We start from the raw sequence: 22895 nt of genomic DNA, 5'->3' as shown, positions 1-22895 counted from the left end.
CTTTAAAAAACCTCATCCTTGGAATATATGCCTGTATCTATGGCAGGATCTTGTCGCAAATATAATTAATATATTGAACGCATATATCGCAAATCCTATTTGTATTAGTTATAAATCTCGCAATATGAATTTAAATATTTAATATCATAGGCTTATTGGTGGTTTTTGGATGGTAATCTTATGTGTTTATCATTCAATTCAACACGGATATGAATTAATAACTATTTAATTTGCATAAATCTCCAAGTTGGTTCGGTTTATGACAAGTTTTATTGATAACTTGAGCTTAAATTTTCACCAAGTCTGAGGTGGGCCGAATCTGCCCGGATAGCACAAGAACGCTAAGGGATGCAGTGATTTAGAGGAAATATCTAAATCAATCTTAATCACCACAAAGTGAGGTGAGAATGAGCTATGTATTACCCAAGCCTTTTACTAGCTTTAGCCTAAACAACGATTTAATTTTAAAAATTTATGAATATAAGATAATTGATATTTGCATTCATATAATTGTAAACGAAAAACAAGGAGATAATTATGGATAACGTCGAGAGTATTAATGAAAAGATTACTCTTATGAGTTTACCCAGTCGAGCGAGTGACGTTACGTTCATGCTGAAATTTAGTATATACCTTGCCGTAATTCTTTTGGGTGTACTACTCACACTTAACGAAGCCGTGTGGACAAAATGTATAGGAGTATTTTTATTAGGTGCTATGTTCGCTCATGGTGTCGAATTACAGCATCAAGTACTACACGCTCAGGGAATCAAGAATCGAAGAGGCAACGAAATAATAGGAATTATTCTAGGTTTACCAATGCTGGTATCTTATGCTGATTATAAATACAGTCATTTAAATCATCACAAATATTTAGGGACCCCCAAAACAAAGAGTATTTTGATTATGGCGATCAATATGGAACACTTAATTTCAATACAATACTTTCTTTATTATCTCGATTTTTCATGATTCCACAATACTTTAGCTTTGTTAAAAAAGCTTTTAAAACTATAACCTTTAAAGATTTTGAAGACACGACGCCTAAGGTGTCAAGACAGATTCGCCGAGACTACTTAGTCATGCTGGCTTTCATTGCCGTCCTGTCAGCATTATCATATTTATTTAACTTGGAAATAATCATTCTGCTCTGGCTGGTTCCGTTTGTAGTTGTGGCATCGCCCATTCATGCTTTGATTGAAATGCCTGAGCACTTCCAATGTAATACTGAAAGTACTCATCAATTTTCAAACACTCGCAGTATTAAGAGCAACGCCTTTATGACCTGGTTCACAAATGGGAATAACTTCCATGTTGAACATCATATGATGCCTGGTCTCCCAATTGATCGCCTACATGATTTACATGCAAAAATCAGTGGTAGATATGAAAATTATTCACCAACCTATCGCGAATTCTACCGGCAAGTATTCAGGTCAATACTGGGGAAAAAGAATAATGGTGCATAGCTTTTATACAAAAGAGGCCAGATCGCTTCAGGATAAATTTCTTAGTCGAGGTTTAGCTGATCAATTATTAGCGACGAGACGACATCTTGAATTCTCAGAATCAGATCGAAATATTATTGAAAGAGCTCCTTTTTTTTCTTGGCAACATCATCGTCGGATGGCTATCCTGATTGCTCAGTAAAAGGCGGAAATCCGGGATTTGTGAAAATACTAGACTCTTCAACTTTACTTTTTCCTGATTATGATGGAAATGGTATGTATAGGAGTTTAGGTAATATAATTGCCAATCCATATATTGGAATGTTATTTCTTGAATATGAGGGGGAACGGCGGAAGTTAAGGATTAATGGTCAAGCTATAGTAAGTGAAGACCCGCTTATGATGAGTCAACTTCCCGGAGCTAAGCTAGCTATTTTGATAAAGGTTCGCGATATTTTTCCTAACTGCCCCAGATATGTACCTGAACTTGAAGTGAAGAAGGACTCTGCTTTTAACCCTGCTGAGGGCTATGTTCCACCAGAGCCGGGGTGGAAGAGTAAAGAAGACCTGAAAGAGTTTGTACCCAAAAGGAATGGAAAATGAATAGACCAACTCATAGTGAATTAAAAGAAATGCTTATTCGTGATACCACACTTGAACAACAGAAAACGTTAAACACATTTTATTTGCGAGAAATTGGACTACCATCAAACTACAAGGATACGCCTGAGTTAGATGAATATTTTATTATAGAAGAAATCGAGAATCGTTGGAATGATTATGAAGTTTCACGAATAGGCACGCAGCAGTTCCCAACCAACGCTGAAGAGTTTTTAGCTTGGTACAATAAACTGCATATGGCTCATAGAAAGACTGTATCTCAATTTTTTACTCGCCTTGCCGAGCGCTCAACCTTGGAAGAGTTGTCCTTTTATATTGCCATGGAGAACGAGGTAGATGGAAGGTTCGACGATGTTATCGCGCTGGCACAGCTTGGAATGACTGGAGACATGAAGCTTGCACTGGCTGAAAATTACTGGGACGAAATGGGAATGGGTGTATTAGAAGAAATGCACACCGTCTTGTTTAACCACTCGTCAGAGATACTGCGTAACATTTCAGGAGAAAGATCGGGGAAAGTGTATGCACCTACAGCTGCCTTAAAAAACGGCAACCTGTTATTAATGTATGCTTTACGTAGAAAATATCACCCCCGTTTGCTGGGCACTCTGGCTATTCTTGAGCATACCGCACCTTACCGATTCGCAAAAACTGTACAAGCAATGCGCCGTTTAGGCATGCCTGAAGACGTCATTTATTACCATGAAATGCATATTCAGGTCGATGCTAATCATGGCAAGCAACTTATTGAAAGAGTTTTAATGAATCTTGCTAAAAACAACCCTGAAGTTATCCCTGAACTGTGCACAGGGTGCCTGATCAGATACAACGTTGCAGTTGACTATTACAACAGCGTTGAAGAAGAGATGAATAAAATTAGAACCATTAAGAAGAAGGAATACTAAAATGAGTAACATCACATCAGAAATGACCCCTACCAATGATATTTACGACCTAAAAACTGAACGTTGTGTGTTTGGCTCTGCAAATGAGGTATTGGGAATTGATTTTCTGAATCATCCTGCCTGGCGTGAATTTCAAAATTTCTTCACTAGTTTAGAGTTGGATAACTATATGAAAGATGGTGGTTTATATCGCAAACGCCGTTTTGGACGTTTCAAATGGTTCAATGATGGAAATCGGCTTGAGCAGCAACCACAAACACCTTACACTCAGCCTCTTTATTTTAATCCACTAAATGGGGGTATCGAACGTCACTTTGCTCCATTGACAAATGACATCGTTAACAGTCCTATCTTAAATTCACTGCTACTTAAGCTTGCGAATGCATATGGTGAGCTTGAGGATATTCAAACCTGGAAAATCAACACCTATTTTAACAGGATTATTTCCACGAAAGATTTTGTCGGACAGCCGGTTCCGGAAGGAAAACACCGCGATGGTGTCAAATTTAGCTGTTTGTTTATGGCTAATAGAACGAACGTTACTGGAGGCTCAACAACTCTTACAGATATCTTATATCAAAATCACGTTTTCACTGGAACTCTTGGAAGCCCAGCTGATGTGCTGATATTTCGCGATGACACCGTTATTCACGATACAAGTGCAATTAAAGCGATTAACGATACTGAAGAAGGGTATCGTGATGTGCTGGTCATTGAGTTTTACTAACAGGTAAGGATTTATAATGTGGCGAATAGTTTAGCAATACCTGTCAACGAGACCTGCGATAAGTTATTTTTAAAAAAGATAGAAAATAATGAAATATTGATGACACTTCCTTTATTGCTACAGCTTTATCCAAACTTATCTATTGAAATGCTTACATCACGGTTAGAAGTGATAAGGGAGCTCAACTGGGCTTGCGTGGGTGTATTTCAGGATCGGAACTTGGTTGGGATTTCGGGTTACTGGATTAACACCCGTTTCTATTGTGGGTCGTACTTATACATTGATCACTTCATTGTCGATGCAGCATTCCGTGATGCTGGTGTGGGTACGTTAATGATTCAGGAACTAAAAGATATCGCGGTGAGGAATCAGTGCAGTCATATCTGTCTTGATACGTTTACAGGTAATTCACAGGCCCAACATTTCTGGGCAAGACACAAGTTTGACATCGTAGGTTTTCATTACGTATTACCAAATAAACATTAAGGGATTCATCATGGAACAAAACTACTCCCGAGAAGTCATTTACAGTCGTATGTTAGGAATTGTGAGTGAACAAGAGTTGGATTTACTCGCAGAGAAAACTATTGCAGTGCCAGGCTGTGGCGGGGTGGGATATACCCATGCAGAAGCACTGGTGCGAATGGGGGTTGGAGGGATTCATATTGCAGATTTTGACACGTTCGGGCCTGAGAATTTTAATCGGCAGTTTGGTGCCAGTGTTAATACTGTTGGACGTAAAAAAGCGGATGTTTTGCGAGAGCGATTACTCTCTATTAACCCGGCTTTACGGTTAACGCAGTTCGATGGCGTGAGCCCTGATAATGTAGGTCAATTCTTATCAGGCGTAGATGTGTTGTGTGATGCACTGGATTACTTTGTGATTGAGCCGCGCATTATCATGTATCGCCACGCACGTGAAAACGGCATTCCGGCAGTGATAGCCTGTCCAATCGGTTTTGGTGGCACACTACATTACTTTGATCCGCAGTCTATGTCCTTTGAGGATTATTTCGCGCTGACAAGTGATATGGATGAAACACAAAAGTTGATCAATTTTGGTATCGGTCTTGACCCACTGCGCCTTCACAGTAGCTACCTTGATTCACCGAGGCTTGACTTTGCAAACCAAAAAGTTGCTTCAGTCAGTTCAGCCTGCTTGCTGGCCACCACCCTTACATCAACATTTACATTAGCGAAACTACTAGATCGTGATATGTTTTTAAGCCGGTCCCTTATGTTCATCAAATCGACTATATGGCTGGCCGATTTGAACAAACGTTAGTGAATGAGGGAGTTAACGGTCTTAAATCTGCAATGGCACTTCAGGCTCTAGGCTGAGAAGTTCCAGGCAGAACGGGATATCACAACGACAGTGGCATTAACAATATGAAAGCACGAATTTTTATAGACGGTGAGGCAGGAACGACAGGTTTGCAAATTCATTCTCAGCTCAGATTGCGAGATGATGTTGAATTGCTTGAACTGGACCATGCAGACCGTAAGGATCCGTTGAAACGGAGTCAGGCGTTAAATGAATGCGACATTGCCATTCTTTGCCTGCCTGATGACGTAGCACGAGAAGCTGTATCTTTGGTTCAAAATCCTCGTGTAAGAATTCTTGACGCAAGTTCAGCCCATCGTTCTACAGCTGGCTGGGTTTATGGCATGCCCGAACTAACATCCGGTCAGTCAATGTTGATTGCTGAAGCCAACAGGGTAACGAATCCTGGCTGCTATCCTACAGGCGCTATTGCTTTACTTCGCCCTCTCACCGAGTCTGGAATCGTTCCGTATGATTATCCCGTTAACGTTCATGCTATTTCTGGGTATTCCGGCTCCGGACGTTCATTAATTGAAGCTTATGAGGATCCAACCCATCCAGAACCATTAACGGCTGGTTTCCGGGGTATGGCTTGACTCTTAAGCACAAGCACGTTCCTGAAATGCAAAAACAGGCACTGTTAACCCATCCACCTTTGTTCACGCCTTCTTATGGGAAATATCGGCAGGGTATAGTCCTTTATGTGCCGTTACACTGCAGATTGCTTAAGTCGGGCATCACTGCAAAAAACATTCATGACGCTTTGTCTAATTTTTACTCTGCTTCTGAATATATAAATGTTGTGTCAACTGAAGAGGCAATGCAGGTAACACAGTTGGATCCTGAATATTTAAATACTACTAACCGTCTTGATATTTATGTGTTTTCCAATGAGTTATCCGGGCAGATTCTTCTGGCAGCGGTATTCGATAATTTAGGTAAAGGCGCATCGGGAGCTGCCATCCAGAATTTAGATATCATGCTTGGCTAAAGCCGAATTTATTAAAAAATCACCTCCTTTCTAGGAAGGAGGTATTTAAAAATCACTTACAAACCAAACTCACTGTATATCGCAGAGGGGAGTTGTTATCATGAAAAATTGCCACGAAATTATCGCTAATCTAAGTTGCGAACAGATGGCTATCTGGAATGCTCATAATAATTACCCAGACATTCCACTATTTAATGTAAGCTATTTGTATCATGTAAAGTCAGGATTCATTTATGATTACTTTACCAAAGCAATTCACTCAGTAGTTTCTCGTCATGGTGGCTTTTCTTCAAGATTCGGAGGCGATTATGACAATGCGATGCAATATGGACCGTCAGAAAGCGAAGATAAACTTTCCGATTATGTTTATTTTTTTGAAAATGCTGATTCTTTTCAAGAAGCTTATGAACTAATCATGATGCGTAGTGCTGTACCGTTCCGCCTTAACCTGTCGTCCCCTATTCGTGCTGATATCGTTCCTATGGACGATGGCGAATTCATGGTAAACATTACTGTTCATCAAATTATATGTGATTGCTGGTCCGCATCCCTTTTCTTTCATGAATTGAGCACGCATTACAATGCATACATTGATAATGTAAAACCTGTAGCATCCTCAGTTGCCCCATCATTTATGGATTATTCATTGTGGTTACAGCAACCAGAACAACAGCGAATGATTAAGGAAAACAATAAATATTGGCTGCGCTATCTAAATAAAGTAAACATACCCTTAAAGCTCTCGCATTATACTGATATATCCAGTTGTGCCCCATTTTCAGGTAGACATGTTTTTGAGCATATATCTGAGGGAATGCATAGTCGAATTTTCGCTCTCGCTCGTGAACAGGCCGTCACACCTTATGTTTTATATATGACGCTCTTTGCAGCATTCTTGCAGCAAGGGACTAAACAGCATGATTTTATGCTTTCCTATCCCAGCGCGAGTAGAAACATGCCCGGTTCAGATGAAATTCTGGGACCTTTCACGCGACTTTTGCCACTACGCTTTAGCTTTGACCAATCTATCTCATTGAAAGAGCTAGCCATACGCACTTATGAAAATATTCTTGATAATGCTGAGCGCGATTTATGCAGTCTGACTGATGTGATGAAGCAAGTGGATATAAAAGGTCTTAATCAACCCTTTAGCTTGTTTAAAGTTGTATTTGGTCAAGTCGGCAAAAGTAACCGTGGGCTTGATTTCAAGGCCGCCAGTATTGAAAGCTTGCCGGTGAATTCAGGACTGACTAAAACAGACTTGTTGATCATGCTTGACCTACATGACAATAAGCCTAGGGTGTTTATTGAATATGCATGCGGACTTTTCTCCGAAAAGAACATTTTGCTTCTATGGAAGGATTTCACTCGTTTCATGAAACATGAATTGGAAAATAATCCTAAAGTGCAGGTAGCGGTGAACTCTACTACATCAACCCTATTGGCTACATAAAGGTAAATTTATCCGGACGCAATATATACCGCAACTTAAGCAAAATAAATAATTTATTATATTATGGCTGGCAATGTTTTTAACATTGCCGGGCACCCTTACATTTTTTAATGGAGTTTTCCTGTGATTAAAGGAATTAACGTAATTGCTGATAATAATGTTTTGTCATTAGAACAGAAAAAGATGTGGTATCAATTTATTCACTACCCTGACAGTACGGCTTACAACATATCAGAAGAATTCCTCTGTACGGGAAAAATCCAAGTCCAAGCTTTAATTAGTGCTTTAAAAAAGACTATTATCGACACACCTTCCCTTGCTGTAATTTTCAAGGAGGAATCTGACGGAGTTTCACAACATACTGCAACTCATTTAGTACATTCGGGCGATTACATTACTTTAAATGAAAATTTTAGCTGTTATGAAGATGCACTTTCATTTGTCAGTGTACATGTGCGTCGTTCTTTTGATTTATATAATGAAATCCCAGTCAGAATGGTTATTACGCGTTATCAGGCAGAACAGTGGATAGTTGCCCTGAGTTTCCACCATATTGCTATCGACGGCTGGTCTGCTCGTATGTTTTATGAAGACTTGAACCGCAACTACAAAAATCTGGTATCGAACGAAGAGCAATATGAAATTAAACATCAAGTTGACTACCCGCACTACGTTACATGGCAACAAAACCCTGCCCAGCAAGAGTTACGCCAGCTCAGCCATGCTTACTGGTGTGAATATCTCGCGGGTGCAACCCCCATCCTTGAACTTCCTTTAGATAAAAAACGAGCAGGTAATTTCAATTCATCAGGAACGTCTTTAATACTTCCCCTGCCTGATAATATTATTAAATCGATAAAAAAATCAGCAAAGAAGCTTCTTGTTACAGAATGGAGTTTTTACATCACCACTTTCTCAGTGTTATTGCAGAAATATTCCAACCAGACTGATTTTTGTATTGGCTATCCATCAGTTAACCGCAGCATGCCAGGAAGTGAAAGTATTGGCGGCTTGTTTACTAACACCCTAGTGTTAAAAGCAGATACGGATCCTTCAGAAAATTTTTCCGCATGCTTAATAAGAAATTATGATAGGTTGCTGAATAGCTTTGGGCATGATGATGTACAGCTTGAAACAGTTATAAATGATATCAACGTAACGCGTAGTGCTTCGTGTAACCCATTATATCAGGTAATGTTTTCCCAACAGGACCGTTGCAATTATGGTCTTAATCTGTACAACACACGCATGGAACAATGCATACTGCCTGTATCAGATGTCAAACTTGACTTAAGCGTAATGATCGATACGGATAACGAGGGGACACGTGGTATCCTCGAGTATGCCGACCAATTATTTTCTCGTAAAGAAATTGAGGTACTCTGGCATCACTACCTTGAGCTCCTTAACAGCTTTGCCGCTAATGTTGACCAACCGCTTCATTTGCCAATACTTTCAGATATGGGGTCTCAACCTCCGGTTAAAGCTTTATCGTACACGAAACCCACTTATCACTCACTGAATTGCTGGTTTGAGTCCACGGTTGAAAAATACCCACAACGTATTGCTGTTGAATATGAAAGTACTTCTCTTACTTACTCACAACTCAATGATAAAGCCAACAGCCTTAGCAGAGAGCTTTTACGACAGGGTGCTAAACCAGGGGAACTCATCGGCCTATCCTTGAACCGTTCCGAGTATTTGCTTGTAGGCATCATCGCTATCCTAAAAACGGGCTGTGGTTATCTACCTCTTGACCCCACTCATCCGATGTCACGAATCGATTATATTTTACAAGATACCGAGTGCCGGATAGTTGTTACGGATGCAATGGCCGCCTCTGCTTTGTCCGGAAAAAATCTTAGACTGGTTGATGTTTCTTTTTATTCAGACGAAAAAAAGATCAAAACTCTGGGCGAAGTGATCAATGACGGTTCTTCACTGGCCTATTGTATCTATACCTCAGGCTCTACAGGTAACCCAAAGGGCGTATTAATCTCGCATTCAAACGTGATGCGTCTTTTTGAAAATGTCAAGCCGTGGTTTGACTTCAGTGAGAATGACGTTTGGACACTATTCCATTCTTACTCGTTCGATTTTTCAGTGTGGGAGATTTTTGGTGCATTACTGTATGGCGGAAAGCTTGTAGTAGTTCCTTATAATATATCCCGCAGCCCAGATGATTTCCGTAAGCTCCTGAAGCAGACAAATGTGACTGTTTTAAATCAGACTCCATCAGCGTTTAACCAACTGAGTTTGATAGAAACAATGAACTGCGATGAAAGCGATCATTTAGAACATCTTCGATATGTGATTTTTGGTGGAGAAGCATTGAATTTTGCCTCGCTGAGTGGCTGGGTATCCAAGTACGGTGATGATCGACCCTCGCTCATCAATATGTATGGCATTACGGAAACAACCGTACATGTTACTTATAGGAAAATCTCTCTCGCTGACATCATAAACAATACTGGTAGTCTTATTGGTGATGCCATACCCGACCTCGAAATAGCGATACTTGATAGTAAAGGATATCCCGTTCCAACGGGAATGGTCGGTGAAATGCACATTGCCGGTGCTGGTTTGGCTATCGGATATCTTAATCGTGATAGTTTGAACCGTGAAAAATTTATCCCGATTACAGTCAGAGGAAAGCAGATAAAATTTTATAAAACCGGAGATTTAGCGAAAAGGCGTTTTGACGGTGAGCTTGAATACTTTGGTCGGGCTGATAACCAAGTCAAAATTCGTGGGCACCGCATAGAGCTTGGTGAGATTGAAAGCGCGCTTATCACACTTCCGGATGTTTTAGAAGCCGTGGTATTAGCTCGTCCTGATTCTCATGGGTTGGACAGATTAAAAGCTTGGGTAAGCATAAATACGAAAACGCAGCTTAACTCCTTGCTTATTAAAGCTCAATTAGGAAGAGCCTTACCTTCCTATATGGTGCCTCAGGACATCATCATCATCGATTCTCTTCCATTAACCACCAACGGAAAAATTAATACCCATGCATTACCAGACAACACCAATGACGAACTCCCTTTGACGCAATCTGAGAATGCACGGACAACTCTGGAAGCATTGCTGGTCGACATCTGGTGCAACATCATCGGGCGCAGCTATGTTGGTATTCACGAAAACTTTTACGCGTTGGGTGGGGATTCATTGCTTGCTGTTATGTTCATTCAGCAGTGCCGAAAACATCACCTTTCACTTAGCGTACTGGATTTACTAAATCATCAGACAATTTCAGAACTGGCTAATTACATAAGTCATGAGCAAAGCATTGAAGAGATGCACCAGCCTCATGCGGGAAACACAGTGCATGATGATGCTCGAATGTCAGATCAGCCTGAACATATTTATCCCATGTCGGGTATGCAACAGGTCATGTTTGAACACTACCGAAGAGGGACGATGCAGCGTTTGGGAGTTTACCATGTTCAACAATCCTACAGTATTAAAGATAAAAATCCTCGTCCTCAGGCGATGCTGAAAGCTATAAAAATGCTGGTTTCTGCCCATCCCGTTTTAAGAACGGTAGCTTTGTTTGATGAAAATATGGGATGGAGACAACGGTTTGCTACTGAAATGCCAGTAGATTTTAAATTTCATGATCTTACTCAAACCCGTAGTCAGGAAATTAAAGGCAAAATAGCGGAGATAAAACAGCAGGATCTGAATAATCCATTCACCTACAATCTTGCTGATAAAGCACTTTTCAGGTGTCATTGGTTACAAATTTCGACCTTCCAGTTCGAGTTGTTATTATCAACCCATCATGGAATTGCAGATGGATGGGGGAATCAGGTACTTCTTAAACAATTGTTTGATCTTTACTCTACCCTTAGAGAAAACGGGGTTGCTCAAATTAAACCCAGCCCTAACGTATTTCTTGAATATCTAGCCTTAGAAAAAAGAATACGGTAGACAGAGCACATAAACACTACTGGCTATCATTTAAAAAATGAAGCCTATAAGCAATAGCACTATGCCTATATCTATTTCACCTAATGCTAATCCGCGCATCGATCGGTTAGTCGATGGCGTTCTGTTTGAAAGTTTAAGTCAAGTAGCAAAAAGTCATAAAATCACGTTGAAATCAATAGTCCTAGGTGCACTTCATGCAGCAATGCTAAATTCAAACAGCAAGTATGATGGAATTATTGGTGTCGTCAGTAATGGGCGAAAAGAAGAGCTGAGTGATCCTCTTCAATCTCTCGGCTTATACTGGAACATGCTTCCTCTTCAGTTCAACGAACTGACTAAACCTCCACTTATGAAAAGCATTCATGAAAAACTATTAACGTTAGAGAAATTTAGTGCATATCCCGTATCCCTTGAAGAAAGTTACTTGCAACCCAGCGTTACGTTCAATTTTGTTAACTTTCACAACCGGTTCGTTATGAATGATAATAATGGGCTTGAACTTCAAAGTGAATATTGGCACGATCAATTTCATTATCCACTTAACATATACGTGGCAGGGGGAGTAATACAGTTCAAAACTTAATCAGGATCGAGAGCAACACTGATTATATTACTGGTTCTAACGCCCATTTACTCATGGATGCTTTTGTTTCAAATCTAATTGGTATTTCAGAAAACAGTTTTTGTTTATCTAATTAGTATGCGATTCGTGATTAGCATAAATACTATCATCTATTCCATATATAACCATAAGGATGTTTATAATCATGTCAGAAACTAACGAAATTGAGAATGTCATTTTGTCAATATGGAAAAACGTTCTTAACAAGGATGTGATTAACCCCAGTCAGGATTTAATAACGTTGGGAGGGCAGTCTCTTGATGCATTAAAAATTGCCAGCGAATGCCAAAAATGTTTTCAAACGCCGGTGACTATGGTTATGGTGCTGCGTTATCGTACTGTTTCTGGTCTGGCAAAAGCCTTGGCTGCAACATAAATTTCTGTTTCCTAGTACATTAATTCATAAACTTCGAGATAAAAACCAAAGTGAAATTCACTATATATTAATGTATTTATAGTGAATTTCACCATCATTACTGCTAGTGATAAATTATTGATTGATTTTAAAGTAACTACACTTTCCATTAACATTATTTTTACTGTACGATTGTTAATTCTAAGAATGGTTAATAATATTCTGAGGTATAATCAACATGAAGTTCAGAAAGCTCGCAAAGTTCTATGGCATGCTGACTATGCTTTATTTCAGCGATATGGTTCTGTTGGTCGGGCTAATCTGGAACACTTACAAAGTTACCCGATCCCCTTACTTTTTAGGAGTTATTCTATCTGCTAGTATACTGATCCCGTTTGTTATTCGTCGTTTTTTTGCTAGAGTTAATCTCCTGCATTTGAATTTTAACCAACTTTTCACCTTGCGTGTTATTGCCTATTTGATTATCGCAGCAACAGCACTTTTCAATCTCTCATCCGGCTATTTTGGCACGGCATTAATAATCGTCCTTTACGGACTGTTAACTATATCAACTCTCAGTGCCTTTGAGACGGGAAATTTCAAGTTAGTGCGTGCAGGTCATATTTCCTCAATGAATTCATCACGACTGTTTCAAACCGTTATACAAACTGGTGCGTTTGCAGGAGCTTTAATAAGTGGATTGCTGCTGGATGCCTACGCATTTCATAGGATAGTTATACTTATCAGTTTTTATGATATTTCAATAAGTTTTTTTGGTTATTTCCTTTTCGCTGATATCTCTGATATGTATAAAAAGACTCAGATCGAGGAGGTTATTAACGTTCATCTCCACCCGTCTTCATCTATACAAGCTCATCAAAAGATACTGATTGCCTTAATTGGACTGATTGGTCTTCATATTTCTTCTTTCAATATTTTGACTCCGGCTATTTATCAGAGTTTAAATCATTGGGGGAGTGAACAGTTTGGTATTGCCAGTGGAGCAGCATGCCTAGGCGCATTTTTGGCGGCGGCGATCACGATAAAGAAAGAACGTTATCCCCTTTACGCCATCCTGTTGGTGATTAGTGATGCGATTTTTTGCAATGTCGAAATTAAGGGCATTAATGTAGTTTCCTGTTTCTTTCTTGGATTATTTCTAAATTTAGTACGTATTGGCTTACGCAGCGAAATGATCGATTCTATAACTGACGGACAGACTGAAGAAGCTATTGCCGCACACACCACAACCACTTATTCATTATGTCAGGCAACAGGCCCCATTCTCATGGCATTGCTTATTTCGGAATCGGTTTTAGGTATTGACTCAGCTAAGTGGCTTCTGCCTGCGATTGCTGCGATCATTTTCACCGGGATTCTTATATTGAATCATTTCAAAAGAAATATACGTGCCTCAGACAGCCATGTGCCTGTTTCTCGTAGTAACTATGACTGACTACACCTCATTGTTATTTGAGTGAAATTAGCTGCTATATAATTTTCAAGGTATATTCATGCGTAAGTGGTGTTATTTTCCTCATCTTTTTTCATGAGCAACGGAACCCTAATGTTACGAGGTTACAGGGTTCTTTTCTTTTTATTCCTTCTCTTATTGTTGATAAGATCTAGACCATCAATCGACATTCGTGTTCAGCCAGAATCTTCACAACGCCCGCATGGTTTATACGATAAAGTTATGGTGAGTTTCTGTGTGCGTAATTGCATGTGACTTGACTACCCGTTTGCATTTTAATTGACCCTCACCAACAAAATGCAACCAGGTTGACAGGCAGCTAAGAGCGAACAGCAGACATTTTGCATCTATTGACGAAGTAATCATGAGGAGTTGAATATACCATCCCAGTTGCACAGTTCTTTAAAGGGGTTTGATAGTGCTGATCTACAACGTTTTTGGACGACATATTGGGGTCAAGCGTGAAGGTGATCGATGGCTGGTATTTCGCGCAGACCTGACAGAGCGAAAATTTTCCCGGCTTTACGATATTGCTATTCCGGACGGTATGCCAGAAGACGAAATTATTAGCTGGCTGGGAGATATTTTCCATGAAGCAGCAACAGAGCGTTATCCTGATGTGATACGTGTTGAATAGCAATCAGTCAGGCTCACTCCCCCAAATACAACCGGTTTCCGATAATTCCTTCAACTTCCGCTTTTGGCACGAAGCTGCCCTGAACCAGTCCGAACGGTTTGCTGTGAGCGAGTTTCAGACAATGCTAACAGTGTTGGTAGTCAATCAACCGGAAGCTGGTCAGATAGGCCACGGTAGCGGGTTATATAAATGGCCGCTAAGCCTTAAAGTGTGTCGATCACTTCAAACGTATAACAGGCTATGTTAGAGAGGTGATAAGCCTCCTGAGCACTCACTTACCTCTACTTAATGCATGAATCCAGGAGCAAGGATGCGGTTTGAATATGCGGTTCACAGGACTTCAGGTCTGGTGATGCATGTTGATGATGTGCCAAACGGCAAGCGGTGTGAGTGTATCTGTAAAAACTGTGGTGATCCCCTTCTCGCCAAGAACAAGGGGAAAATCATCGGGCACCATTTTTCCCACACGACGAAAGAAGAAAGCCGCTATTGCCGGATGACACAGTTGCATATGGCTATGCAGGTTTACTTTTCTACACGATCCGCAATAACTCTTCCCCAAAACAGCGATTCCGTTTTAGGCACAGATATCCTGGTGCCTGCGCGTAAGACTACCGTTCTCAACGCTGGTATGGAGCATCGCGTTGGCCCATTTTGTGCTGATACGGTGCTGGAGACAGCTGACGGCCGCGTTCTGATTGAAGTCTGCGTTACGCATGCGTGTGAGGATGAGAGAGTTGAGTACTACCGAAGTAACAGAATTGACTGCATTGAATATTTTTTCCCCTGAATGCAGGTAAGTGCATCGATGAATGGATAGATGCAGTTGAGAATAATGAAGCTCAGTTTAAATGGTTATACCACTCGGCCTTGGAGTCAGCGAAAGAAGCGCACCGTGCGGAAGTCGAGAACCATAAACTGCAGGTTATGGCGGCCAGACGAACCAAATCGCTCAGGTCACTGAAAAAATGTATTTCTGAAAAGAAAATTTTCTTGCCGGACATTCATCACGAGCTGACTGAAACCTGCGGTGACACCACATTTACCGAAAAGGTATTACTGCGCAGCCGGAAAAATATACTGTGTGACGAGGTACGACTGGTTGCCGAAAATGATGGTTACGTCCTTGCTGAGGCCACGCTAAACGGAAGAATTCTGACTATCATTTACGCGTTCTCTGACGATATTCCCGTTCTCGAAACCGCGGGGGAGAGGAGTATTGTTTGCCGATATTACCCGCCAGGTGATAACAAGCCATTGTGGATCTGGCTGCAGCCCCGGCTATGGAGCAAAAAATTGCCACGGAGAGGGCGGCATTCTCACTCCGCTGTAAGCAACAGATGAAGCAAAGGGAAACGCTGCTTTACGTCAAAAACAGGGTTGAACGCCTTTCGGCTGATTATGAAAATAACCGTGACCCACTCTTTAAGAGACATTATGGCGACTGGAAGCGATGGATGATACAGAAAAAGCTGTTCTCACCCCCGGGTGAGAAGAAAAACCCCTCTATCCCCGCCGTGCTTAAACTTAAAAGAGATTACGCTTGCCTCTGGCCATTTAATACCTGGGACGTTCTGGTTATAAGCATTCTGGCAGAAGAGCTTGATAGCTATCCCTTAAATTACCCTGTTTCGTACACCCGGCTTTTTTCAGCCTGGAGGCACGGTTCAGTGTAACAGCAGAGTTTCAGCGCCTGTCGGAGGAGTATCAAACCCTGAATACCCCCACAACCTATGATGCGCTCATTGATGTGAATGAGATAATCAGGGGCACACTTTTCCCCTTTTATAATATGCATGTCGTCACGCTGAATAAGTTCTCGGTCGTCCGGACTGCCAGCCTGACAGCACTGCTGCGACTGGAAGTGAATTGACCGTTAAGCTTAAATCAGTAGAGATGGAAAATGAGAACAGGCGATAAAGGAGGCCGTGATGTATCAGGTTCTGGAAATAATAAAATTACTTGGTTCTTTTAAATCAGCATCATTTAAGGTGCCCAGTAAAGGAGAGAATATAGTTAAAGGGTTTAAGTTTGGATTTCTAATGATTGCTGTGACATTGATGCTGGAAGTCTTAGTGCTGTTAGTCGTTCACCATATCTCCCCGTTACCAAAGTATGTAAGCCAGACCGGACTTCTTTTTACAGTGATCGCTGAGATCTCTGCATTGCTTTTTATTTTTTCTGATGTCTACCTGTTCGTTGCCACGCTGGTCATGTGGAAAAAACGCACACATGAGATGTTTATACAAGAGGTTGAGCATGATGAAAATCACGCCATGAAACTGGTTGGCTACAGCGAACGCGAACTTCAGTATGCTCGGGATTGGATTGAAACGAAAATCTCCAGGAATGAATCCAGACTGAAACTCTTTTTTGGGAACAAAACGACGATTTTAGCTTTACTGGGTTTGGGCTGGCCTGTTGTTAAGGAAATGGGAGGGTTGAAAGAGTTGCCCGCAATTTTCAGTCATTTTCTCTCCACGGGTTATTATCTGGAGTCCATTTTGTGGATGGTTTTAGCAGTTATCGTTGGACTTTCTCTGGGGGAGTTTTTATCAAAAATATAAATGAGCGCTACTCTTATCACGTTTCGCTGATAAAGCTGACGATGAAGTTGAAGGGTATGATGGAGAATAAGTAGTTGTTTCTGGCTTCCCTATAATACGGAGTACCAGAAGCAATCATGCCAAAAAGCTTCTGAACTTGCCAGGAGCTAAGGCTAATCGATGCCCGTCTTCGGGTACACCCCATAGCCGCACCTGTCTGCGCGGTTATCTGCCCGGGGCGCTTCAGTTCCGGTTGTGACCAAATTCCCGCGACAGCAGTATCTGTTTCCAGTGGGATTCTCTTCGGTCAATTTCACCGTCACCGGCGTTGGGATCCATGACTTCGAGAATAGCAAAGGTGATATTCTGCAGCCGTTCAGGATCTCCGGTCCCGAATGCTTCTTTGAGGCCAACGTTCCCGCCATGGCCTGAGCCGAAGTAATACTCCCATCGTCCCCAGAAGCCCATGTTTCCATCTGCTTTGCCCACGTAAAGTTTCCCACCATCGCGATCGGTTAACACGTAAATGCCTTTTACCACTGATAGTGCAGTTCGCCAGGATTGCAGATTAAGCCTGAGGATCGCACCGATACTGCTCCTGTCGAGCACAACGTTGCGAAAACCGGGGAACTCGCCAAAGCTCAGACGTACGGGGGCGATGGCGCTGACAATGAGCTCTTCCTGAATGCTTTCCCCGGCGGATGAAGTTGCGGGCGGTGTTTCTGAAGCTGATATACATCCGACCCGCGTATTCTTCGGTTGCGGGGATTCTCCTTAGGCTGTACTGGTAATACAGTTCAGCCCGGGCGGGATACGCTTTTTTCCTTCACTACCCAGCTGCTCAAAAGCCCCGGCAAACAGCCAGGTTTCAGTGCCGGGAACCCTGATAAGGGAAGCGACATACCTGCGGCTGAATTCCAGTCGTTTCTGCCAGCATTGCCACTCATCGAAGCTCTCTTCCCGGAACTTAACCAGCGGATCCTCTTTATACTCGTTCAACTGCGCCAGATGCACTTTTGTGTTATCTGGCGTCATATCCGTAAATACCATTTTCAGGTAATCAAAAAGTTTCAAGGCCGCGACTTCCTCACGCAGGTGTTCTCAACACTGTAATAGCTGACTCTACTTTACCTGACCTCCTGACGCACCCCGCGGCATTTTTTAAGGAAATCGTAAATTCTGGCGTTAAGGCTGTTTTGAAGGGCCAAAACCTCCAGCGGGCCACGTCCCACGCGTTCACCACATTGATAAAACTGCTGCTGATCTTATGACCTCACGCCTTACGGCAAGCAGGGCGTGTGCATTTCATTTTTGCTGGTGGTCATCTCTCATCCGTTCTCCCGCGGAGGACTGGGTATCGCAGCGCCGCTCCTCAAAAGCAAGGTTTAAATGTACGGCTGCGCCGGCCCTGCTTTTTTAATGCGCCGTTGCGGTTACGCCCTTTGCCGCGAGAAGTCCCGACGAGAGATGAATTAACCACCCTGAAGGAGAACTGAAATGCACACACAAAACCTCAACACCGCCGCTCAAAATCCCTCAGAAAGATGGAGTGAATGGCAGGCAAAAGCCTCACGCAGCATTGAGAAGTGCCTGGTCCTCAGCAATGCGCACATAACGTATGCCGACAGCACATTGCTCAATGTTCTCTCATCACCCCATCAGAGCGTACAGGGTGCTTTTACCTGGATACACGATACGGGGTGCGGCTGGCTGATACGCCTGAGCGTCGACGGCGAATGGCTCGCCTGGCTTGCCAGCCGAGGTGCGTCAGGTGATCTGTGTCATCTGATGGGAACCGTGTCGCGGGAGGCGGGTATTTAACTATTCCATTTCGACCCGGATGCGCCTGGGCAGCCTGGCTTTGTGATGCACGACTGGTGAGTACAACTTTTCTTAAATCATGGGCGGGCGGCGGCAACCGCCCTGGCTTTCCCGTAATATGAAGGAGATAACGCAATGTACTATGAAACATCTTTAGAAAGTCTGGCGGCGCAGTTTGTGCTTGCCCTGCGGGCAGGCAAACCGGCACGGATGCCCGCCATCCGGTTCAGTCAGTGGCCGCCTTTTATGGCGATCGTTAAACAGATTCAGGGAGAATGCACATGACAGTGAATGTGAATAAGGTTGCGGCTTCGCAGGCGAAAGCGGATAACCCGTTGGGCCAGTGCTGTCACATCACGCTGAGCAACGGCGTCGAGGCGCTTTACCTTAACGGGGAGTTTATCACCGATGCCGAACCGGCAGACGGCGTACCGTCATTGTTGCCGCTGGCGCGCAGTATTGCCCGGGCAAGTGACTGTTTGCTGAACTGCTATGCGGTGCACGAACCGAAAGATGAAGAGTGGGCGTGGAATGATGTGGTAGATGAGATTCAGCAGCGTAAACGTGATGAGCCCGAGGCGCTGGTGCCATATGTGTTTACGCCCGACAGTCCAGATGCGCCGCGTGGGTTTTTAACAAAGCTGCTTGCCTTGCGAAAATAGTCTTATTCATTCCAGGCTGGGAGGCCTTCCTGGGTGCTTACAAATCCTTGGCACATTAACAACAGTGATAAAAACGTCCGCAACGTTTTATGGAGTGTGATCTTAATATCGATGACGTGCTGAGCCCGGAATGAAGACACCGCTTTGTCGAGGATACTCGTCATGTTTAACAGGACGTATGTTCATCACTCTTTCTGCACTGCCTGACCGTATTCTTTTCGTGGCTTACGCCACGAAGCAGATGCTCAGTAGGATGCTTTACCTTCGCAAAGTATCGGCGTCGCTCTGTTCAGTGCCGTCATACTGGATCGCTGTGTGAACGCTCTGGTATCGTGCAGGGGCTTCAAATCAAGAAAACGCGTCAGGGCGGGTAAACTTACTGCCTGTATAGCCTGAGGTGGCAGGCGGGTGCATATGGCAGAGTTCAGGGATATCTGTGGACTGGGCACATTGTTTCACATCACCATGCAGTAAGGGCAAACTGACACGTTTGGGCTATATCGTCTTGCCAGACTCATAGCCTGATAAGATTTATAAACTGAGCCCAGAAAAATGCGTGAGGTCTCATCTTCAAGCTGTGAGCACCCTTTCAAAGGAAGTCTGACGGCGCCTGAGCTAATTGGACTTACGTAGCAATAGTATGACTGAAGCATGACCTTTCTCCCTCTGAGATGAAAAGTAGATTAGGTACTCACTTAAAAACTATAGAGTGATCTTGCATTCTTAAGCGGTTTTTTTAATACCGGTAATTTTCAGAGTGGGTGAACACTGACTGTCCTGTGTCATTCCATTTAACTGCACCACTGCCTCTGTTTATCCCCCTTTTGTTTCCCCCGACATGCCTGCTAACGGTTCAGGTGTTCACTGTTTCTTATCCGGTCGAGATGGCCCCCTTCGGCTCCCCGGCATACCGGGTCGTCAACCCGACTGCGCTTACCGGCTGGGGTCTGATGGCGAACAGCCAGGTCCACTCCTGCAGCGGGCGTGCGCCCGCGCGTTCACTGGCCACATAAAGACGTGGCCGCTGAGGCCCGGTCCGGCAAAGCCGTCCGGGGTGTGTTCATGTCCGTTCCCCGTTGAGTGAGGCTGTTCCGGTCAGTCCAGCCGCGGAGGGCTTGTCGTAGCACCGCCATTCATTCAGCACAAGGGTGAAATGCACGCCGGAGGCGCCCTTGTACTGCCTGTCTCTCGTTGCTCCTTTGCCCTTTGCCGCGACTGGATCGACTGAAACATGAACCTTCACAGAGACAGGAGAATTGCCATGAACACACACAACCTCAACGTCAACACCGCCACGCCAGAATCCCCAAAACATGGGTGAAGGGCAAAAGCCCGACGGCTGAAAGCCTGGTATTTGTGCGGGTGGAGACGGGCAAGCTGTTTGGTGAAGCGATCGCGCTCAATGACGGCAGCACCGTTTCCGCCAGCACGTTTGAGACGCTGGAAGAGTTGCAGGTCCAGTACTGGGATATGGCGCTGATGACGGAAGACGAAGCCGATGCGATGTTCTGCACCCGCCTGTTCCGGCCCTGGGCGGAAATCAGCGAAGCGCGCTGGAATGATCAGCTGAACGTGATGCCGCCGCTGGACTGGCGCTCATCCCCCGCAGGCGAGACGTTCAAATCCAGTGAGATGTATTCGGGCAGGGTGACGCACATTTTTGCGCGCATTCGCGGACGCTATTTCGAATGCCGGGATTACGCCTGGAAGGCACATGCTGACCTAGAGCTGGGTGCCGTGCTGACAATGGGACACGCGCATTAAAAAAGCAGGCATAAGCCTGCTCTCTTAACAACCGGTTCGAGCGGCAATTCTTATCGGTCACATCAATCACGAAGGAGTAACGACATGTTTGATAACCGTATCGTCCCACAGGCGAAACAGGATGTAAACCCGTCGGCCAGCGGGGCAGGGCAAGCGCCGTTGGATTGTCTGACAGCGGTGCAGTTCGCCGATCTGTATGCGCACATCTGTTCTGCAGGAACGTTTGCCGGATTCAGCGCGGTGCCCTGGGAGGAACTGGGCATGTGCAGCGTCATTCATGAACCCACAGAGGAGCCGGATGGACTGCGGATTTATCTGCGCGATAACTGGCCTGTGGCGGTGAAGGAGTACGACGTGGGGTATCGCCTCATGCCTGGCATGATCACTCACCGCTGGCAGCAGAACTGAACGCAACAGAGGCGCGGGTGTGCCTCTTCTTAGGCCAACCAGACCACATTAAGGATTTCACTATGACAGCTCCAACTATGCCCGATAAAGACGCTCAGTCCTGCAGTGTAAATTTTGATGCCATCCGTCGCAGTCTGCGCCGCCATCTTTTGTTATCAACCGGCCCGATTTCAACGTCAACAGTGCTGCGCTTCAGACCGATTTTGCTATGCACCTCGAATACCTCGCTGCCGCCACGTTTACGCGTGACAACGCGGTTTATGACACGGGGAAATATGCGTCCTCAACCGGCCTGCTGCTGATCAAGCCGCTGGAGCAGTTGCAGGTCACGGTAACGTTTACGCCTCCAAAGCGGGAGCCGCTCCTGATACCTATAAAACGCGGATCGTACATTCAGCCAATCCCCTCGGAGGGAGGAATATCCGGAAATCCGCGAGTTTCAGACCACGAACGTTTATCAGGTCAGTGGAATACTGACCGTGAGCGCGCTGGAGCTATTCTGGTCAGAGCATGATGGCCTGAAAAATATGCACGGGCGAACCTGCCGGAAGCGAATGAACAGAGTTCGTTCTGCCACTGGCAGTATTCACGCCTGAAAGGGTAAACCGCGATCCCCTGAAGTGCGCTGCAGGGGCACAGGGAAACAGCCATGACTACGCAGGAACGACTGGCAGAGGCTTTGAACAATCCGCTCAAAGCCGGCTACGTGACCTGGACAGGTCACGTGATGACCAAAGCAGAATGCCACTCTTACAACCTTTATACCGCTGAGGCGGCACGACCGTGGATCAGCGAACAGGCGCGGGACTATATTCTGGATCAGCGACATCGTTATTTTGTGCTTATCAGTGAAGAAGGGCAGGAGATGGATTTGGACTGATAGCGAAAAGGTCTGTGTTGCCGTCGGTGAGCCTCTGGGTTCGTCTGCAGCACTGTTTTTTCGAAGCGGCAGGGCGGAGATCCGCCTCACTGAATTATCATCCGGTGGCGTGGTGAAGGATAAGTCACTTGGTTGTTCTGCCCAACATTCTGGATGCGCATGTTGTACACAGGCATAATATTGCGCTGACACAGTCTAAGGGATTAAATATGAGCTTAGTTGGTTGCATTACGATGTGTTTCATTTTTTATCCAGCTATATTTGCGCTTTCGTATTCCATGAGATGCTGGATCACTTTTGCATTTGGTATATTCGCAATATGCA

General features: G+C 44.0%; 23 protein-coding genes and 2 pseudogenes. 23 read left to right on the top strand and 2 right to left on the bottom strand.

The annotated features are described in order from the left end of the window. The first annotated feature begins 537 nt into the window (after positions 1 to 537). The 17 genes and pseudogenes from KQP84_RS01290 (at position 538) to KQP84_RS01210 (ending at position 17057) form a co-directional block, all read left to right on the top strand. Positions 538 to 1469, top strand: a pseudogene (locus KQP84_RS01290) (fatty acid desaturase family protein). 135 nt (positions 1470 to 1604) lie between these two features. Then, positions 1605 to 2051: pseudogene (locus KQP84_RS01285) on the top strand (pyridoxamine 5'-phosphate oxidase family protein); the annotation flags it as partial. Beyond that, positions 2048 to 2974 (top strand): iron-containing redox enzyme family protein, encoded by a 927-nt coding sequence (locus tag KQP84_RS01280; RefSeq protein WP_215844896.1) that lies wholly within the window; start codon positions 2048 to 2050, stop codon positions 2972 to 2974. The pseudogene KQP84_RS01285 and the gene KQP84_RS01280, both read left to right, overlap by 4 nt. Before the next feature lies 1 nt (position 2975). Further along, positions 2976 to 3701 carry a 2OG-Fe dioxygenase family protein gene (locus KQP84_RS01275; protein ID WP_215844895.1) on the top strand — a complete coding sequence of 242 codons (726 nt, stop codon included), beginning with the start codon at positions 2976 to 2978 and terminating at the stop codon, positions 3699 to 3701. Positions 3702 to 3719: 18 nt separating this feature from the next. Continuing rightward, positions 3720 to 4187, top strand: coding sequence for a GNAT family N-acetyltransferase (locus KQP84_RS01270; RefSeq protein ID WP_215844894.1), 468 nt, complete (start codon positions 3720 to 3722; stop codon positions 4185 to 4187). 10 nt (positions 4188 to 4197) lie between these two features. Continuing rightward, positions 4198 to 4986 (top strand): ThiF family adenylyltransferase, encoded by a 789-nt coding sequence (locus KQP84_RS01265; RefSeq protein ID WP_215844893.1) that lies wholly within the window; start codon positions 4198 to 4200, stop codon positions 4984 to 4986. Positions 4987 to 5090: 104 nt separating this feature from the next. Further along, positions 5091 to 5621, top strand: a complete 531-nt coding sequence (gene argC / locus KQP84_RS01260) for an N-acetyl-gamma-glutamyl-phosphate reductase (protein WP_215844892.1) — start codon at positions 5091 to 5093, stop codon at positions 5619 to 5621. Next, positions 5618 to 6016 carry an N-acetyl-gamma-glutamyl-phosphate reductase gene (locus tag KQP84_RS01255; RefSeq protein WP_215844891.1) on the top strand — a complete coding sequence of 133 codons (399 nt, stop codon included), beginning with the start codon at positions 5618 to 5620 and terminating at the stop codon, positions 6014 to 6016. The genes argC and KQP84_RS01255 overlap by 4 nt, the downstream gene beginning before the upstream one ends. A gap of 100 nt (positions 6017 to 6116) precedes the next feature. Continuing rightward, a complete protein-coding gene (locus tag KQP84_RS01250) occupies positions 6117 to 7469 on the top strand; it encodes a condensation domain-containing protein (protein ID WP_215844890.1) in 1353 nt (450 codons plus the stop codon). A 123-nt stretch (positions 7470 to 7592) separates the two neighbouring features. After that, positions 7593 to 11402: a non-ribosomal peptide synthetase gene (locus KQP84_RS01245; RefSeq protein ID WP_215844889.1), complete on the top strand. Its 3810-nt coding sequence runs from the start codon at positions 7593 to 7595 to the stop codon at positions 11400 to 11402. Positions 11403 to 11463: 61 nt separating this feature from the next. Further along, entirely contained in the window at positions 11464 to 11985 is a 522-nt protein-coding gene (locus tag KQP84_RS01240; RefSeq protein WP_215844888.1) for a condensation domain-containing protein, read from the top strand. Between the two features lie 184 nt (positions 11986 to 12169). After that, positions 12170 to 12400: an acyl carrier protein gene (locus tag KQP84_RS01235; RefSeq protein WP_215844887.1), complete on the top strand. Its 231-nt coding sequence runs from the start codon at positions 12170 to 12172 to the stop codon at positions 12398 to 12400. A gap of 217 nt (positions 12401 to 12617) precedes the next feature. Next, positions 12618 to 13835 carry an MFS transporter gene (locus KQP84_RS01230; RefSeq protein WP_215844886.1) on the top strand — a complete coding sequence of 406 codons (1218 nt, stop codon included), beginning with the start codon at positions 12618 to 12620 and terminating at the stop codon, positions 13833 to 13835. A 436-nt stretch (positions 13836 to 14271) separates the two neighbouring features. After that, complete coding sequence (locus tag KQP84_RS01225; protein WP_215844885.1) at positions 14272 to 14490, top strand: DUF7661 family protein; 219 nt, start codon at positions 14272 to 14274, stop codon at positions 14488 to 14490. 310 nt (positions 14491 to 14800) lie between these two features. Further along, positions 14801 to 15280: a hypothetical protein gene (locus tag KQP84_RS01220; protein WP_215844884.1), complete on the top strand. Its 480-nt coding sequence runs from the start codon at positions 14801 to 14803 to the stop codon at positions 15278 to 15280. Between the two features lie 493 nt (positions 15281 to 15773). After that, a complete protein-coding gene (locus KQP84_RS01215; RefSeq protein WP_215844883.1) occupies positions 15774 to 16166 on the top strand; it encodes a hypothetical protein in 393 nt (130 codons plus the stop codon). Positions 16167 to 16421: 255 nt separating this feature from the next. Beyond that, positions 16422 to 17057, top strand: a complete 636-nt coding sequence (locus tag KQP84_RS01210) for a YuaM family protein (RefSeq protein ID WP_215844882.1) — start codon at positions 16422 to 16424, stop codon at positions 17055 to 17057. A gap of 222 nt (positions 17058 to 17279) precedes the next feature. Here KQP84_RS01210 and KQP84_RS24925 read toward each other — a convergent pair whose 3' ends face one another. Further along, positions 17280 to 17558 (bottom strand): GIY-YIG nuclease family protein, encoded by a 279-nt coding sequence (locus tag KQP84_RS24925; RefSeq protein WP_252515095.1) that lies wholly within the window; start codon positions 17556 to 17558, stop codon positions 17280 to 17282. 252 nt (positions 17559 to 17810) lie between these two features. Further along, positions 17811 to 18110, bottom strand: a complete 300-nt coding sequence (locus KQP84_RS24920; protein WP_252515094.1) for a hypothetical protein — start codon at positions 18108 to 18110, stop codon at positions 17811 to 17813. Positions 18111 to 18533: 423 nt separating this feature from the next. On the opposite strand from KQP84_RS24920, the gene KQP84_RS01200 reads away from it, so the two are divergent. From KQP84_RS01200 to KQP84_RS01175, 6 genes are all read left to right on the top strand, one after another. Next, on the top strand, positions 18534 to 18857 hold the full coding sequence (locus KQP84_RS01200) for a DUF5983 family protein (protein ID WP_215844881.1): 324 nt from the start codon (positions 18534 to 18536) through the stop codon (positions 18855 to 18857). 135 nt (positions 18858 to 18992) lie between these two features. Then, entirely contained in the window at positions 18993 to 19142 is a 150-nt protein-coding gene (locus KQP84_RS01195) for a succinate dehydrogenase flavoprotein subunit (protein WP_215844880.1), read from the top strand. Beyond that, positions 19139 to 19519 carry a hypothetical protein gene (locus KQP84_RS01190; RefSeq protein WP_215844879.1) on the top strand — a complete coding sequence of 127 codons (381 nt, stop codon included), beginning with the start codon at positions 19139 to 19141 and terminating at the stop codon, positions 19517 to 19519. The genes KQP84_RS01195 and KQP84_RS01190 overlap by 4 nt, the downstream gene beginning before the upstream one ends. A 1317-nt stretch (positions 19520 to 20836) precedes the next feature. Continuing rightward, positions 20837 to 21283: a hypothetical protein gene (locus tag KQP84_RS01185; RefSeq protein ID WP_215844878.1), complete on the top strand. Its 447-nt coding sequence runs from the start codon at positions 20837 to 20839 to the stop codon at positions 21281 to 21283. A gap of 84 nt (positions 21284 to 21367) precedes the next feature. Then, positions 21368 to 21691, top strand: a complete 324-nt coding sequence (locus KQP84_RS01180) for a hypothetical protein (RefSeq protein ID WP_215844877.1) — start codon at positions 21368 to 21370, stop codon at positions 21689 to 21691. A gap of 649 nt (positions 21692 to 22340) precedes the next feature. Beyond that, positions 22341 to 22571 carry a hypothetical protein gene (locus tag KQP84_RS01175; protein WP_215844876.1) on the top strand — a complete coding sequence of 77 codons (231 nt, stop codon included), beginning with the start codon at positions 22341 to 22343 and terminating at the stop codon, positions 22569 to 22571. Positions 22572 to 22895: the final 324 nt, after the last annotated feature.

The sequence above is a fragment of the Candidatus Pantoea bituminis genome, from assembly GCF_018842675.1.
GTDB classification, from domain to species: domain Bacteria; phylum Pseudomonadota; class Gammaproteobacteria; order Enterobacterales; family Enterobacteriaceae; genus Pantoea; species Pantoea phytostimulans.
The sequence above is the reverse complement of the archived record's forward strand: the minus strand, read 5'-3'. Positions and strand labels throughout refer to the sequence as shown.